13 protein-coding genes are annotated in these 15,371 nt (G+C 72.1%); 7 read left to right on the top strand and 6 right to left on the bottom strand.

Annotated features, from left to right (window positions below; genetic code table 11):
• Nucleotides 1–64 precede the first annotated feature (64 nt).
• Nucleotides 65–1,384, top strand: coding sequence for a PH domain-containing protein (locus B0675_RS10900; protein WP_241539924.1), 1,320 nt, complete (start codon nt 65–67; stop codon nt 1,382–1,384).
• Between the two features lie 213 nt (nt 1,385–1,597).
• Here B0675_RS10900 and B0675_RS41345 read toward each other — a convergent pair whose 3' ends face one another.
• Entirely contained in the window at nt 1,598–3,448 is a 1,851-nt protein-coding gene (locus B0675_RS41345) for a hypothetical protein (protein WP_179165279.1), read from the bottom strand.
• Nucleotides 3,449–3,808: 360 nt separating this feature from the next.
• Nucleotides 3,809–4,936, bottom strand: coding sequence for an alpha/beta hydrolase-fold protein (locus tag B0675_RS10890; protein WP_081218614.1), 1,128 nt, complete (start codon nt 4,934–4,936; stop codon nt 3,809–3,811).
• A 256-nt stretch (nt 4,937–5,192) separates the two neighbouring features.
• On the opposite strand from B0675_RS10890, the gene B0675_RS10885 reads away from it, so the two are divergent.
• The 6 genes from B0675_RS10885 (at nt 5,193) to B0675_RS10860 (ending at nt 10,245) form a co-directional block, all read left to right on the top strand.
• Complete coding sequence (locus B0675_RS10885) at nt 5,193–6,965, top strand: phosphatidylglycerol lysyltransferase domain-containing protein (RefSeq protein WP_241539752.1); 1,773 nt, start codon at nt 5,193–5,195, stop codon at nt 6,963–6,965.
• Nucleotides 6,966–7,064: 99 nt separating this feature from the next.
• The gene (gene folP / locus B0675_RS10880; RefSeq protein WP_081218612.1) at nt 7,065–7,976 is read left to right on the top strand and encodes a dihydropteroate synthase; all 912 of its coding nucleotides are present in this window, start codon (nt 7,065–7,067) and stop codon (nt 7,974–7,976) included.
• Nucleotides 7,973–8,467, top strand: coding sequence for a nuclear transport factor 2 family protein (locus B0675_RS10875; RefSeq protein WP_081218611.1), 495 nt, complete (start codon nt 7,973–7,975; stop codon nt 8,465–8,467). The genes folP and B0675_RS10875 overlap by 4 nt, the downstream gene beginning before the upstream one ends.
• Before the next feature lie 247 nt (nt 8,468–8,714).
• Complete coding sequence (gene folB / locus B0675_RS10870; protein WP_081218610.1) at nt 8,715–9,074, top strand: dihydroneopterin aldolase; 360 nt, start codon at nt 8,715–8,717, stop codon at nt 9,072–9,074.
• A complete protein-coding gene (gene folK, locus B0675_RS10865; protein ID WP_081218609.1) occupies nt 9,071–9,685 on the top strand; it encodes a 2-amino-4-hydroxy-6-hydroxymethyldihydropteridine diphosphokinase in 615 nt (204 codons plus the stop codon). Before folB ends, folK begins: the two co-directional genes overlap by 4 nt.
• 71 nt (nt 9,686–9,756) lie before the next feature.
• On the top strand, nt 9,757–10,245 hold the full coding sequence (locus B0675_RS10860) for a DUF3180 domain-containing protein (protein ID WP_081218608.1): 489 nt from the start codon (nt 9,757–9,759) through the stop codon (nt 10,243–10,245).
• Between the two features lie 167 nt (nt 10,246–10,412).
• On the opposite strand, the gene folE is transcribed toward B0675_RS10860, so the two are convergent.
• The 4 genes from folE to tilS form a co-directional block, all read right to left on the bottom strand.
• Nucleotides 10,413–11,018: a GTP cyclohydrolase I FolE gene (folE, locus tag B0675_RS10855; RefSeq protein WP_081218607.1), complete on the bottom strand. Its 606-nt coding sequence runs from the start codon at nt 11,016–11,018 to the stop codon at nt 10,413–10,415.
• A gap of 146 nt (nt 11,019–11,164) precedes the next feature.
• Entirely contained in the window at nt 11,165–13,192 is a 2,028-nt protein-coding gene (gene ftsH, locus B0675_RS10850) for an ATP-dependent zinc metalloprotease FtsH (protein ID WP_081218606.1), read from the bottom strand.
• 199 nt (nt 13,193–13,391) lie between these two features.
• Nucleotides 13,392–13,952 carry a hypoxanthine phosphoribosyltransferase gene (gene hpt, locus B0675_RS10845; protein WP_081218605.1) on the bottom strand — a complete coding sequence of 187 codons (561 nt, stop codon included), beginning with the start codon at nt 13,950–13,952 and terminating at the stop codon, nt 13,392–13,394.
• Nucleotides 13,953–14,067: 115 nt separating this feature from the next.
• A complete protein-coding gene (tilS, locus tag B0675_RS10840; protein WP_081218604.1) occupies nt 14,068–15,234 on the bottom strand; it encodes a tRNA lysidine(34) synthetase TilS in 1,167 nt (388 codons plus the stop codon).
• Nucleotides 15,235–15,371 lie beyond the last annotated feature (137 nt).

The following is a 15,371-nucleotide window of genomic DNA, read 5'->3' as shown; positions in this document are numbered from 1 at the left end:
GGCCTCCTCAGGGCCCTCCGGTCCGCCGCCCGCCGTGCCCGGGAGTCCGGCCGCCACCACCGCGCTGCCGGACGAGGGCGCCGTGACCGGGCAGGAGCCGTCGTCCGAGCGCCGGCTGCACCCCGTGACGCCGTTCCGGCGGGCCTGGGCACCGGTCGCCGTGATCGCCGGCTGGGCCGTCCACGACCCCAACCAGGCGCAGGAACAGCTCACCCGGCTCACCACGACGGCGCTGCTCGTCGGGCTCGCCGTGATCGTGCCGGGCGCGGCGCTGTACGGCTTCCTGAGCTGGTGGTTCACCCACTTCGCGGTGACGGACACGGAACTGCGCATCCGTACCGGGCTGTTGTTCCGCCGCACCGCGCACATCCGGCTCGACCGGCTCCAGGCCGTCGACGTCACCCAACCGCTGCTGGCCCGCGTCGCGGGCGTCGCCAAGCTGAAGCTCGACGTGGTCGGCGCGGACAAGAAGGACGAACTGGCCTACCTGGGCGAGGGCGAGGCCCGCACGCTCCGTGCCGTGCTCCTCGCCCGCGCCGCCGGGTTCACCCCCGAGGCCGCCCGCGAGGTCGGCGAGGCACCGGTGCGGCGACTGCTGCACGTGCCGCCCGGAGTCCTCGCCGTCTCCCTGGTGCTGACCGGCGCCACCTGGGGCTCCCTGGCCGCCGCACTCGTCGTACCGCCGCTGCTGTGGTTCGCGACGCACAGCGTGTGGACGGTCCTCGCGACCGGCGTCCCGCTGCTCGGCGCGGCGGGCGCGAGCAGCGTGGGGCGGTTCGTCGGCGAGTACGACTGGACGGTGGGCGAGTCCCCCGACGGGCTGCGCATCGACCACGGGCTCCTGGACCGCGCGCACGAGACGGTGCCGCCCGGCCGGGTGCAGACCGTTCGGATCGTCGAGCCGCTGCTCTGGCGGCGGCGCGGCTGGGTCCGCGTCGAACTGGACGTGGCGGGGTCGTCGAACTCGGTCCTCGTGCCGGTCGCCCCGCGCGAGGTGGCCGAGGCCGTGATCGCCGCGGTGCTGCCCGGGGTGACCGTCCCGGCGGCCCTGGACCGGCCGCCGCGGCGGGCCCGCTGGTGCCTGCCGCTCTGGTGGCGGGGCTATGGACTCGCCGTCACCGACACGGTCTTCGCGGCGCGGCACGGCCTGCTCCGGCGCAGCCTCTCGCTGGTCCCGCACGCGAAGGTGCAGAGCGTCCGGCTGACGCAGGGGCCCTGGGAGCGGTTCAAGGGACTCGCCGACGTGCACGTCGACACGGGCGCGGGCAAGACCGTGACGGCACGGCTGCGGGACACCGCCGAGGCGAGGGCACTGCTCCAGGCGCAGGCGGACCGTTCCCGCACGGGACGGCGGGAGGCCCGGCCGGACCGGTGGATGGCCTGACGGGGCGCGGCAACCGAACGGCGTGCGGGCGGGATGCAGTGCGGGTGCGACCGGCTCCGGCACGGGTACGCCCGCGCGCGTGGCCCGGAAGCGAGCGCCACGCGTGCGTGCCCGTGGCGTCCGGGCGGTGACACCGGGCGGTGACAGCGGTGAGGGCAGTGGCGTCGTGCCACTGCCCTCACCGCTGTCAGCCGTCCCGGACGGGCGAGCCGCTCAGGAAGCCGCGCTCCGCAGTCCCGCCACGTCGATCTGCTCGGTCTCGTCGTGCGCGGTCAGGTCGATGACCTGGCCGGCCCCGAGCGAACCCTCGCGCGCGGTCCTGAACCCGGACTCCGCCTCCGCCTTGTGCAGGGCGAGGGCCTCCTGGCCGACGACGTCGGCCAGGTCCTCGTTCTGCACGGCCTCCATCGCGGCGGCGTCGGAGGCCTCCTTCTGCGTACCGAAGAAGTCGAACCCGCCCTCGACCGAGGGGCGTCGCACCGGCGCGGTGGGCGGGACGACGGCCACGGCGGTCGGAACGGTGAAGTGCCCGGACCGCTTCGCGGGCTCGGTGGCCTTGACGGGGTGGTGCGCCCTGGCGGCCGGCACGGCGTCCGGTACCGCCGGAGCGGCGGAGTCGGCCGGGGTGGCCCGGGGGGCCGGGCGGGACGGCGAAGGCTTGGCCTCGGCGGCCGCGCGCTGATGCCCGCCGACCGCCTCGGGCTTCCCCTGCGCCCCACCGTCCTCCGCGCCTGCGCCCGAGGACGGGTCCGGTCCGGCGGAGGGGCCGGGCCCGGCGGAAGGGCCGGCCTCGGACGGTGCTGCCGCCCCGCCGCGTGAAGCGCCCTTCGGGGGCTCGGTGTTCGTGGTCCCGGCCTCCGGGCCGGTCGTGCGCTGCCGGGCCGCCGCGCTCTTGCGGGCCGCCGCGTCCTTCACGGCCGCGTCGAGCGCCGACTCGCCGGGCTCGGCGCCCTGCGAAGTGGCCTTCGGGGCGGCCTGCGCCGGGTCCGCGCCGCCTTCGGCATCCGCGTCCGTGTCGGGCGCGGCATCGGGGTCCGGGTCGGCGTCGGGATCGGTGTCGGTGTCGCCGTCGGTGTCGCCGTCGGTGTCGCTGTCGGACTCCGCCACGGCGACCGCTCCGGGAGCCGCCGTCTCGGCGCTCTCCTTCGCGCTCTCCTTCTGCGGATCACCGCTCGATATCCGGTTCAGCGCGGCGCCCGCCCGCAGGAACAGCCCCGAACCGGCCGGCGAGAAGACCTCACTCGTCGTGTCGGCACCGGCGGTCGTTCCGGCCTCGGCATCGGCCTCGGCCTCGGTGTCGGTGTCGGTGTCGACTGAGGAGCCCGCCGTGTCGGTGCCCTCTGACGGCGCGTCGTGCTCCGCCGCCGTGCCGCCGTCCTCGGCGTCCTCCGGCGTCGTGGAGTCCTTCGCGTCCTTCGCGTCGTCCCGCGGGTCCGTCGCCGGGTCGGCGCCGTCGGCCTCCGTGGCCGCCCCCGTCTCGGCGGGCCGCTCGCGCTCGTGCTCCGCGTCCGGAGCCTCGGCGACGCCGAAGAATCCCGCCGGGTCGACGGGTTCCGGGACGGCCGTCTCGTCCGGAGCGGTCCGCGCGGCCGGGAGGGCACGCGTCGGGACCGCCTCTATGGCGAGCTGCCGGCGGCCCTCCAGGGCGGTCGCCCGCTCCGTCTCCGCGGTCGCGTACCGCCGCAGCAGCGCCGCGTGTTCGTTGCGCAGGCCGGCCAGCTCGGTGCGCTTGGCACGCAGCTTGTGCTCCAGCTTCACGCGCAGCTCGCGCGACTCGTCGAGGTCGGTCTCCAGTTCGGCGACCCGCTCGTCGTGACGCCACTCGTCGCTCGCCCGCGCGCGCGTGAGGTCGGCGACGCGTTTGCCCGCCGCGGAGTCCCAGCGGCGCATCACGACCGCACCGGCGACCGCCGTCACCGCGGCACCCGCGGCCAGCACACGGAGCACGGCCGGCTCCGTGAACAACCAGGGCCCCACGGCGCAGACGAGCGACACGCCGGCGATCGCCGAAGGAGGCAGCAGCCTGTGCAAGGGCGGGGAATGGCGGTGGCGTCCACGTGGCATGGCCAGAAACTTACCGCGCGTAGGCGAATCGTGGTGCCCCGCACGGTAAAAACACAGCCACCCCGGAGGCTTTGTCGCGTACCGGCCGCCGACAGGACGTGTCCCTTGTCCCGCAAGGGCCGTCGCAAACCAGCGGCCTCCTCCGCCCGTTGATCGGTTCGGCCCGATCCGGGACCCTCACCTCATCGGAATCCGGGACGTCACCTCATCGGAATCGGCGGGCGGCGGCAATTCTCCGGAACGGCCATTCGGCACCGGTCACCGAATTCGCCCCGGCCGGGCACGCGCCCGCCACAACCCACCGACGACAGGCTCACGACCCCGGACGGAACACCGGTGCGGCGCGCGGCACGACACGCCTCAGCCGCCCAGCCGTCCGCTCATCCACTGGAGCGCCGCCGGGATCTCCCGCCGCCACGTGTTGAAGTTGTGGCCGCCGCTGTCGAGGATGATCGACGAGATCCGGGTCCGCCGGGTCGCCTTCACGAGGTCTATGAAGCCCAGCGTGTCCTGGTAGTTGGACTCGCCCATCCTGCTGCTGCTGACGAGCAGTGAGGTGTCGGGCGCGGGACGGTTCCTCAGGTACCAGCGCAGGTCCGCCCTGTCGCGCAGCGCCTTGTCGCCGTGGAAGAGGTCGCCCGTCGTCCGGTCGATGGGTGCCTTGTAGTACGGCGACAGGCCCGCGCCCGCGGCGTACACCCCGGGGTGGTGGACGGCCAGCTTCAACGCGCAGTAGCCGCCCGTCGAGTCGCCGATGACGCCCCAGCTCCCGGGCTTCGTGCCGACCCGGTAGTGGGCCGACACGGCCTCGGGCAGGTCCCTGGAGAAGAAGGACTCGGCCTGCGGTCCGCCCGGGACGTCCACGCACTCGGTGTCCCTCGGAGGCGCCACGGTCGGCCGCAGCATCACCAGGATCATCGGCTGGATCCTGCCGTTCTTGGCCAGCCGGCTCACGGTCTGCGGGTAGTGCAGCCCCTTGACGAGCGCACCCGCGGTTCCCGGATAGCCGGTCAGCACGGTGACGGCGGGGAACGTCCGGGTCCGGTAGCGCGGCTGGAAGTACTCGGGCGGCAGATAGACGTACGCCGGTGTGGCGATCCGCGTCGTGCGGCCGACGACGTCGATCTTCTGGATCTGGCCGCCGATCCAGGGCCGGGCGCCACCCGAGACGTTCACCCGCTGGGTGTCGACCACTTGGACGGGGCCGCCGCCCGCACCCCGCGCGCCGTTGTGGTTCACGACCACGCCCTCGCCACGCTCCTGGCCGAGCAGGTCGGCCCAACTGGCGTAGAACCCGAACGCCTGGTTGGTGCCGAGTCCGACGCAGACGAAGAGCGCCAACTGGGTGGCCAGCAGCAGGCCCACGCGCCCGCTGACGGCCCGCCAGGTGCGCCGCGCCAGCCGCGGCCACCACCACACCGTGCCCGCGAACAGCAGGACGGCGAGCAGGACCGCCAGTACCAGCACCTTGTTGCTCGTGAGACCCATGAGCTGCTCCGCCCGCGCTTTCCGCCCCGGGCCGTCCCGCTCCTTCGCGAGGCCTTGCCCTGGACTTTCCTTGCCTTTTGAACCGGCTTTCCGGAGACGAGTGAACCTGTGTCCCCAAGACACCGTCCTAGAGGGCGCAATGTCGCCGGATGCCGGAATGGCACCGGATTCAAGGTCTCTCGCAGAACTACGGGATGCGATGTCTGTCAGGATAGATGGGGAATTGTCGGGCGGGGTTCCGAGGGGAACAGGCCGGATGCGGCGCATACTCCGCGGTCCGAGCCCGGACGCCGTCCCCGCCCTGATCGCCAGGGCCTGCACGCTCGTCGGTCTCCTGGACATCGCCGCGGGCGTCTTCCCGCGCTTCCGTCACAGCCGTATGCACGCCCTCGCGGAGGTGCTGCCCGGCTCGTTCGGCCCGTTCGCCGCGGCCCTGTCGCTCAGCGCCGGCGTGCTCCTGCTGCTGCTCGCCCACGGGCTGCGCCGCCGCAAGCGCCGGGCCTGGCGCGCCGCGGTGGTCCTGCTCCCGCTGGGCGCCGTGGCGCAGTTCGCGTACCGGCACTCGCTGATCGGCGTCGTCATCTCGGCGGCGCTGCTCGCACCGCTGCTGCGCCACCGCGACGAGTTCGCGGCCCTGCCCGATCCGCGCAGCCGGTGGCGCGCGCTCGCCAACTTCGTCCTCATGGGCGCCGGTTCCCTCGTCCTCGGTCTCCTCATCGTCAGCGTCCACGAGAACCGCATGATCGGCGACCCGAGCCTGGCCGACCGGATCACCCACGTCCTGTACGGCCTGGTCGGCTTCGAGGGTCCCGTCGACTACGCGGGACCCACGTCCTGGACGGTCGCCTTCTCCCTCGGCGCGCTCGGCTGGCTCACCGCCGTCACCACCGTCTACCTCGCCTTCCGCCCCGAGCACCCCGCCGCCCGCCTCACCGAGGACGACGAGGTCAGGCTCCGCGCCCTGCTCGCCCGGCACGGCAGCCGCGACTCCCTCGGCCACTTCGCGCTCCGCCGCGACAAAGCGGTCGTCTTCTCGCCCAGCGGCAAGGCGGCGGTGACCTACCGGGTGGTCTCCGGAGTGATGCTCGCCAGCGGCGACCCCATCGGCGACGTGGAGGCCTGGCCCGGCGCCATCGAGCGCTTCATGGACGAGGCGCGGGCGCACTCCTGGACCCCCGCCGTCATGGGCTGCTCCGAGACGGGGGGCGAGGTGTGGACCCGCGAGACCGGCCTCGACGCCCTCGAACTGGGGGACGAGGCGGTGGTGGATGTCGCGAATTTCTCCCTGGCCGGGCGCGCGATGAGGAACGTGCGCCAGATGGTGAAGCGCATCGAGCGGGCTGGCTACGAGACACGGGTACGGCGCATCCGTGACCTCGGCGAAGGCGAACTGGACCGGATACGGCGCGCCGCCGAGGACTGGCGCGGCACCGACACCGAACGCGGTTTCTCCATGGCGCTCGGCCGGATCGGTGACCCCTCCGACGGGGACTGTCTGATCGCCACCGCCCACAGGGCAGACGACCGGCCCGGACCGTACGGCGATCTGAAGGCCGTCCTGCACTTCGTGCCCTGGGGCACCGACGGGGTCTCCCTGGACCTCATGCGGCGCGACCGCGCCGCCGACCCCGGCATGAACGAACTGCTCATCGTGGCGGCGCTCCAGGCGGCCCCCCGCCTCGGCGTGGAACGGGTCTCCCTCAACTTCGCCATGTTCCGCTCGGCGCTCGCCCGCGGCGAGAAGATCGGCGCCGGGCCCGTGCTGCGCGCCTGGCGCGGACTGCTCGTATTCCTCTCCCGCTGGTTCCAGATCGAGTCGCTGTACAAGTTCAACGCGAAGTTCCGCCCCCGCTGGGAGCCGCGCTTCGTCGTCTACGCCGCCTCCCGCGACCTCCCCCGCATCGGCCTCGCCGCCATGCAGGCCGAGGGCTTCGTGAACCTCGCCCTCCCCCGCCTCCTGCGCCGACGCCCCCGGGCTCCCCGCCCCTGCGCGCACGCACCGGCGGAACGCGACGTCAGAGCGGCTTAGCCCCGCCGCGGGCCGTCGCCGCCCCCGCCCGCCCACGGGCGGGGGCGGTGGGCGGGCCACCAGGGCGGTCCGGTCCGGGAGGAGGCCTAGGCTGGGCGTATGAGCATCGAGCGCGGGCGCGGCCGAGTCGCGGGACTGCCGACGTGGGACCGCTGCGCGGTCATGGGGGTCGTGAACGTCACCCCCGACTCCTTCTCCGACGGCGGCCACTGGTTCAACACGACGGCGGCCGTCAAACACGGCCTCGACCTGGTCGCCGAGGGCGCCGACCTGGTGGACGTGGGCGGCGAGTCCACCCGCCCCGGAGCCACCCGCGTCGACGAGGCGGAAGAGCTCAAGCGCGTCATCCCCGTGGTCCGCGGCCTCGCCGCCGAGGGCGTCACCGTCTCCGTGGACACCATGCGCGCCTCCGTCGCCGAGCAGTCCCTCGCCGCCGGAGCGGCCCTCGTCAACGACGTCAGCGGCGGCCTCGCCGACCCCGCGATGCTCCCGGCCGTCGCCGCGGCCGGTGCCCCCTTCGTCGTCATGCACTGGCGCGGCTTCCTCGCGGGCGGGAACGTGCGGGGCGTGTACGAGGACGTGGTCTCCGAAGTCGTCGACGAGCTGCACGCACGCGTGGCTGCCGTCATCGAGGCCGGAGTGGCCGCCGACCGGATCGTCGTCGACCCCGGGCTCGGCTTCTCCAAGGACCCCGGGCACGACCTCGCGCTCCTCGCCCACCTCGACCGCCTCCGCGCCCTCGGCCACCCCCTGCTGGTCGCCGCCTCCCGCAAGCGTTTCCTCGGCCATGTCCTGGCCGACCCGAAGGGCGCGCCGCCGCCCGCGCGCGAGCGCGACGCGGCCACCGCCGCCGTCTCCGCGATAGCCGCCCAGCACGGCGCCTGGGCGGTCCGCGTGCACGAGGTCAGGGCCACCGCCGACGCCGTACGGGTCGCCCGCGCCGTCGAGGGTGCCCGCACCGGCGGGCCGTCCGGCTCCGTCGGCCGTCCTGCCGCAGAGGGAGCCCGGTGAGCACACCGCAGACCGACGTCGAGCAGGTCGAAGGCGCCAACACGGCGTTCTACGAGGCACTGGAGCGGGGCGACTTCGAGGCCCTCTCCGGCCTGTGGCTGGCCCCCCTGGACACGTCCGACGACGACTTCGAGGGCGAGGGCGCGGTCGTGTCCTGCGTCCACCCGGGCTGGCCCGTCCTCAACGGCCGGGGCGAGGTCCTCCGCTCGTACGCGCTGATCATGGCGAACACCGAGTACATCCAGTTCTTCCTCACCGACGTGCATGTCTCCGTCTCCGGCGACACCGCGCTCGTCACCTGCACGGAGAACATCCTGAGCGGGGGCCCGGCACCCGACGACGGCGAGGAGCTCGGCCCGCTCGTCGGTCAGCTCGTCGTCGCCACGAACGTGTTCCGCCGCACCCCCGAGGGCTGGAAGCTCTGGTCGCACCACGCCTCACCCGTCCTCGCCGAATCCGGTGAGGAGGACGACGAGGACACCGCCGGTTGAGTGGGTATGGGCCCCACAGGGACCAAGAAGTGGTTGGAATCACCACCTCGGGGTAGGGGCGGCTACCAACCCGTGAGCCGCCGCGTTCCCCAGGGGAAACGCCCGGTGAAGCCTCGTCGCCTTCGCCCGGACGCCCTCCCCCGCGGGCGAACGCTGTCAGTGCCCGCAGGTAGATTCGCCTGAGGCCGCTGTACCGACCGCACTCGGTGCACAGCGGCCGTCACCGACGATTGCAGGAGTGATTCGCGTGGATCGTGTCGCGCTGCGCGGCCTCAAGGCCCGCGGGCACCACGGCGTCTTCCAGAGGGAGCGCGAGGAGGGCCAGACCTTCATCGTGGACCTGACGCTTGGCCTGGACATCCGACCGGCCGCGGCCGACGACGACCTGGCGAAGACCGTGCACTACGGCATCGTGGCGGAGGAGGTCGTCGCCGTCGTCCAGGGCGAGCCCGTCGACCTCATCGAGACGCTCGCCGAGCGCATCGCCCAGACGTGCCTCAAGCACGACGGGGTCCTGGAGGTCGAGGTCTGCGTCCACAAACCGGACGCGCCGATCACGGTCCCCTTCGACGACGTGACCGTCACGATCACCCGGAGCCGAGTATGACCGCCGCGTCCTTCACCGAGGGTCAGAGCGACCCGACCGTCCAGCCGGTGCCCGCCTCGGTCGTCGAGCGCGTGGACGCCGCCGACTCGACCCTGCAGAACCCCCGGCGCGCCGTGATCTCCCTCGGCTCGAACCTGGGCAACCGCCTGGAGACCCTCCAGGGCGCCATCGACGCCCTGGAGGACACCCCCGGCGTCCGCGTCAAAGCGGTCTCCCCGGTCTACGAGACGGAGCCGTGGGGCGTCGAACCGGACAGTCAGCCCTCGTACTTCAACGCGGTCGTGGTGCTCCGGACCACCCTGCCGCCGTCCTCGCTCCTGGAGCGGGCGCACGCGGTCGAGGAGGCCTTCCACCGCGTACGGGACGAGCACTGGGGCCCCCGCACCATCGACGTGGACATCGTCGCGTACGCCGACCTCGTCTCGGACGACCCGCTGCTGACGCTCCCTCACCCGCGCGCCCACGAGCGGGCCTTCGTCCTCGCCCCCTGGCACGACCTCGACCCCGAGGCGCAGCTTCCCGGCCGCGGGGCCGTCGCCCAGCTCCTCACCACGGTCACGCGGGACGGCGTCGCTCCCCGCGCGGACCTGGAACTCCGGCTGCCCGAGTAGTCGTTAAGGTCAGGACGACCACGGGCCGGCCCGGCACAGGGCCGGCCTCCACGGGCTACAGAAGGGGCATCGTGAAAGAGCTGCGCATCAGAACACTGGCCGCGGTGTTCGTCGTGGCCGGAGTGCTGTCCTGGGCGGGCGCCCGCCTGTGGGCCGCGGTGGGCACGCTTCCCCGGGTCCCGCTGGCCGCGCCCATCGTGCTCGCCCTGATCGCGATCGTCCTCCTCGCGACGGCCCTGTCCCTGCGCGCCCGCCTCAAGGCGCAGCGCGAGCGCCGTCCGGGCGCCAAGGGCGTCGACCCGCTGATGGCCGCCCGCGCGGTCGTCTTCGGCCAGGCGAGCGCCCTGGTCGCCGCCCTGGTGGCGGGACTGTACGGCGGGACCGGCGTCTTCCTCCTGGAGTCACTGGAGGTTCCCGCCCGCCGCGACCAGGCGATCTACGCCGGGTTCTCCGTCGTCGCCGGTATCGCCGTCATAGCGGCCGGTTTCTTCCTGGAGCGCGTCTGCAAGCTCCCGGAGGACGACGACGAACACCACGGCGGCGCGGCCCCGGTCGCCTGACGAGGAACGAACGCCACGGGCCCCGGCCCGCCTGTGAAGGCGGGCCGGGGCCCGTGGCTCTGCGAAGCCGCCCCGCGGCCGGCCGGGCCGGCGCAGACCGCCCCGGGACGGAACCGACGCTCAGCGAGGTCCGTCCCCGGCCCGCCGCATGATCCGGACGACAGGGCCTAGCGGGCCATGATGAGGCTCATCGCCTCGTTGCGCGTCGCCGCGTCCCGCAGCTGTCCGCGGACCGCCGACGTGATGGTCTTCGCGCCGGGCTTGCGGATACCGCGCATCGACATGCACATGTGCTCGCACTCGACGACCACGATCACACCGCGCGGCTCCAGGATCTCCATCAGCGAGTCGGCGATCTGGGTCGTCAGCCGCTCCTGCACCTGCGGGCGCCGGGCGAAGACGTCGACGAGGCGCGCCAGCTTCGACAGGCCGGTGATCTTTCCGCTGGCCGCCGGGATGTAGCCGACGTGGGCGACGCCCCGGAACGGGACCAGGTGGTGCTCACAGGTACTGAAGACCTCGATGTCCTTCACCAGGACCATCTCGTCGTGGCCCAGGTCGAACGTCGTCGTCAGCACGTCCTCCGGCTGCTGCCGCAGTCCCGCGAAGATCTCCTTGTACGCCCGCGCAACCCGCCCCGGCGTCTCTCTGAGCCCTTCGCGGTCCGGGTCCTCGCCGACGGCTATCAGCAGCTCGCGTACGGCGTTCTCGGCGCGCTTCTCGTCGAACTCGCCGATCGTGGCCTCGCCGTCCAGCGTCACGGGGTCGGTCATCTGGTCCTCGTTCCTGGGGATCCTGCGCGTGCCGTCGACGCGTCCAAAAGGTGCGGGCGTACGAAAAAGCCGCGCCCCCCAGGCTAGAACCTGGGAGGCGCGGCATGCATTCCGGCCCTGGTGAGAGCGCCGGGAGCCGAACGATGTCAGCTCTCGGTGCGGTCCTCCGGGCTGGTCTCCGGAGCCGGGACGGACTCCGTCGCCGTGGCGATGGAAGCCGTCGAGCCGTTCGCGCCGTTCGTCAGTGACAGCTCCTTGGGGGAGAGCACCGGCGGGCGGGTGGACGGAGTACGGCGGGAGGAGCCGGTCCACGCGGGGCGGGCCGGGCGCTTCACGATGGGAGCGAAGACCTCGGCGATCTGCTCCTTGCTCAGCGTCTCCTTCTCCAGCAGCTGGAGCACCAGCGCGTCCAGAACGTCGCGGTTCTCGACCAGGATCTCCCAGGCCTCGTTGTGCGCGTTCTCGATGAGCTTCTTGACCTCTTCGTCGACGAGCGCGGCGACCTCTTCCGAGTAGTCACGCGGGTGCGACATCTCCCGGCCCAGGAAGGGCTCGGTGTTGTCGCCGCCGAACTTGATCGCGCCCAGACGCTCGGTCATGCCGTACTGCGTGACCATCGCGCGAGCGGTGGCCGTGGCCTTCTCGATGTCGTTCGCCGCACCGGTGGTCGGGTCGTGGAAGACGAGCTCCTCGGCCGCGCGGCCGCCCAGCATGTACGCGAGCTGGTCCAGCATCTCGTTGCGCGTCGTGGAGTACTTGTCCTCGTCCGGCAGGACCATCGTGTAGCCGAGGGCACGGCCGCGCGACAGGATCGTGATCTTGTGCACCGGGTCGGAGTTCGGAGAAGCCGCCGCGACCAGAGCGTGTCCGCCCTCGTGGTACGCGGTGATCTTCTTCTCCTTGTCCGACATGATCCGGGTCCGCTTCTGCGGGCCCGCGACCACACGGTCGATCGCCTCGTCCAGCATGTCGTTGTCGATGAGCTTCTTGTTGCTGCGCGCGGTGAGCAGCGCAGCTTCGTTCAGCACGTTCGACAGGTCGGCACCGGTGAAGCCGGGGGTCCGGCGGGCCACCGCGGACAGGTCGACGCCCGGGGCGACCGGCTTGCCCTTCTGGTGGACCTTGAGGATCTCCAGACGGCCCTGCATGTCCGGGCGGTCGACCGCGATCTGGCGGTCGAACCGGCCGGGGCGCAGGAGGGCCGGGTCGAGGATGTCGGGCCGGTTCGTGGCGGCGATCAGGATGACGCCGCCCTTCACGTCGAAGCCGTCCATCTCGACGAGCAGCTGGTTCAGCGTCTGCTCGCGCTCGTCGTGACCGCCGCCGAGGCCGGCGCCGCGATGGCGGCCGACCGCGTCGATCTCGTCGACGAAGACGATCGCCGGGGCGTTCGCCTTGGCCTGCTCGAAGAGGTCACGGACTCGGGAGGCACCGACACCGACGAACATCTCGACGAAGTCGGAACCCGAGATCGAGTAGAAGGGAACGCCCGCCTCGCCCGCGACAGCACGCGCGAGCAGGGTCTTGCCGGTACCGGGAGGCCCGTAGAGCAGGACGCCCTTGGGGATCTTGGCGCCGACGGCCTGGAACTTGGCCGGCTCCTGGAGGAACTCCTTGATCTCGTGGAGCTCCTCGACGGCCTCGTCCGAACCGGCGACGTCCGCGAACGTCGTCTTCGGGGTGTCCTTGGTGATGAGCTTCGCCTTGGACTTCCCGAAGTTCATGACCCGGGAGCCGCCACCCTGCATCTGATTCATCAGGAACAGGAAGACGACGACGATGAGGACGAAGGGCAGCAGAGACAGCAGGATCCCCAGGAACGGGTTCTGCTTGGACGGCGAAACGGTGTAGCCGTCCGGGATCTGCTTGTTCTCGTACTTGTTCTGGAGTGTGTTGGCCAGGGTCACGCCCTGGTCGCCGATGTAACTCGACTGGATCTTCGAGCTGCCGTCAACCTTCTCGCCGTCCTTCAGCGAGACCTTGATGACCTGCTCGTCGCCGGTGGTGATCTTTGCCGACTCGACCTTGTTCTGGTTGATCGCCTGGACGACCTGGCCGGTGTCCACTGTCTTGTAGCCGCCGGACGAACCGACGACCTGCATCAACACGACCACGGCAAGGACGGCCAGCACGATCCACATGACCGGCCCACGGAAGTATCGCTTCACGTCCATCCATACGGAGCGGTGCCGCCCCGTCCCTCCTGCCATAGTGAGTTTGATAAAGACTGTTCTTCGGACGGTACCCCAGCATTGTCACCCGAAGCCGCAGGGGACTGCTGGCAATCCCGCCCACGCATGCTCCAACGGCGCGAAACCCGCTGGGGTTCCCGAACGCCTTACGAGGACTCAGCCGCCCTCGTCGGGAGGGTGCTCAGCCGCCGTAGACGTGGGGCGCGAGCGTACCGACGAACGGGAGGTTGCGGTACTTCTCGGCGTAGTCCAGGCCGTACCCGATGACGAACTCGTTCGGGATGTCGAAGCCGACCCATTCCACGTCGATCGCGACCTTCGCCGCGTCCGGCTTGCGCAGCAGCGTGCACACCTTCAGCGAGGCGGGCTCGCGCGAGCCGAGGTTGGACAGCAGCCAGGACAGGGTCAGTCCCGAGTCGATGATGTCCTCGACGATCAGGACGTGCTTGCCCTTGATGTCGGTGTCGAGATCCTTGAGGATCCGCACCACGCCGGAGGACTGGGTGCCCGCGCCGTACGACGACACGGCCATCCAGTCCATGGTGACGGGGGTGGACAGCGCACGCGCGAGGTCCGCCATGACCATCACGGCGCCCTTGAGCACTCCGACGATCAGCAGGTCCTTGCCCGCGTACTCCGCGTCGATCTTCGCGGCCAGCTCCGCCAGCTTCGCGTCGATCTCTTCCTTGGTGATGAGCACCGACTTGAGGTCGGTGCCCATGTCTTTCGCGTCCACCCGCATCACTTTCGGTCGTCCGTCCCACTTTTTTGGGCTCGCGCGGCCGGTCGGACCGCCCGGGACCCGGTACTGGGGTCCCGTGGAACCGCGTGAGCGGCCCCGGCGGAGGGTCCGGTTTTCAGCCTTGCCGAATCACCAGTCTGCCACCCTGCCGCTGAGCGACGACTTTGCCCGGGAGATTGATCGCTCCCTGGCCACGCCAGCCGGTGATCAGCCGGTCGATCTCCTCGATGTGACGGGCGAACAGGGAACCCGCCGGGGCGCCCGCCTCGATGGCCGCGCGGCGCAGGATGCGGCGCCGTACGGCGGGCGGCAGGGCGTAGAGCTTGGCGCACTCCAGGAGGCCGGCCGCGTCGCGTACGGAGGCCTCGGCCTGGCTGGCCCAGGTGTCGAGGGCGTCGGCGTCGTCCCGGGACAGCTGGGCCGTCCGGGCGAGCGCCTCCACGACGCCTTTGCCGAGGGCCTTCTCCAGGGCGGGCAGCCCTTCGTGGCGGAGCCGGGAACGGGTGTACGCCGGATCGGTGTTGTGCGGGTCGTCCCAGACGGGCAGCGACTGGACCATGCAGGCCTTGCGGGCGGTCTGCCGGTCCAGGTGCAGGAAGGGACGCCGGTACCGGCCGTCGGCCCCCGAGACCGCGGCCATGCCGGACAGGGAGCGGATGCCGGAGCCGCGGGCGAGGCCGAGCAGGACGGTCTCGGCCTGGTCGTCGCGGGTGTGGCCGAGGAGGATCGCGGTGGCGCCGTGGCGCTCGGCGGCGGAGTCCAGAGCGGCGTACCGGGCGTCGCGGGCGGCGGCCTCGGGGCCTCCGTCGCGGCCGACGGTGACGGCGATCGACTCGGCGGGGCCCAGGCCGAGTTCGGTGAGGCGCAGGACGACCTCGTCGGCGCGCAGGTCGGAACCGGGCTGCAGACCGTGGTCGACGGTGATGCCACCGGCTCGGATGCCGAGTTTGGGGGCCTCGAAGGCGAGGGCGGAGGCGAGCGCCATGGAATCGGCGCCGCCGGAGCACGCTACGAGGACGAGGGGCGCCGGGGGCGCGTCGCCGCCCTGGCGTGGCCGGGGAGAGGTCGCGGGGGGCTGTTCGAGGGGAGCGCCCGCCGGCACGGTCATGCTGCGGCGTGTTCCGGGGGCGGGGACGCGCTCGGCGTCGGGCACGCAGGAGCGCGCGGCACCGCGCGCGGGCGTACGCCGGGTGTCGGGGGTGGGCGGGTGCTCGGTGAGGATGTCGTGGAGTACGCGGCGGACCGCCAGGCGTATCGCCGCGACCGCAGGATGGGGACCCATGTCCGGTTCCCTTCATGAAGTTTTCGGGGGGTTAGCCCGGGATCGGTCACTCAGAGTGTGTAGATGGTGACAGAACCGGGGCGTTCCCCGAGCATTGCACGCCTACCCATGCTCCACGGTCCCTCGGACGGGTGATT

The organism is Streptomyces sp. M41(2017), assembly GCF_002078175.1.
In the GTDB taxonomy this organism is placed as follows: domain Bacteria; phylum Actinomycetota; class Actinomycetes; order Streptomycetales; family Streptomycetaceae; genus Streptomyces.
Note: the sequence above shows the minus strand (reverse complement) of the source record. Positions and strands in the feature narration are given on the sequence as shown.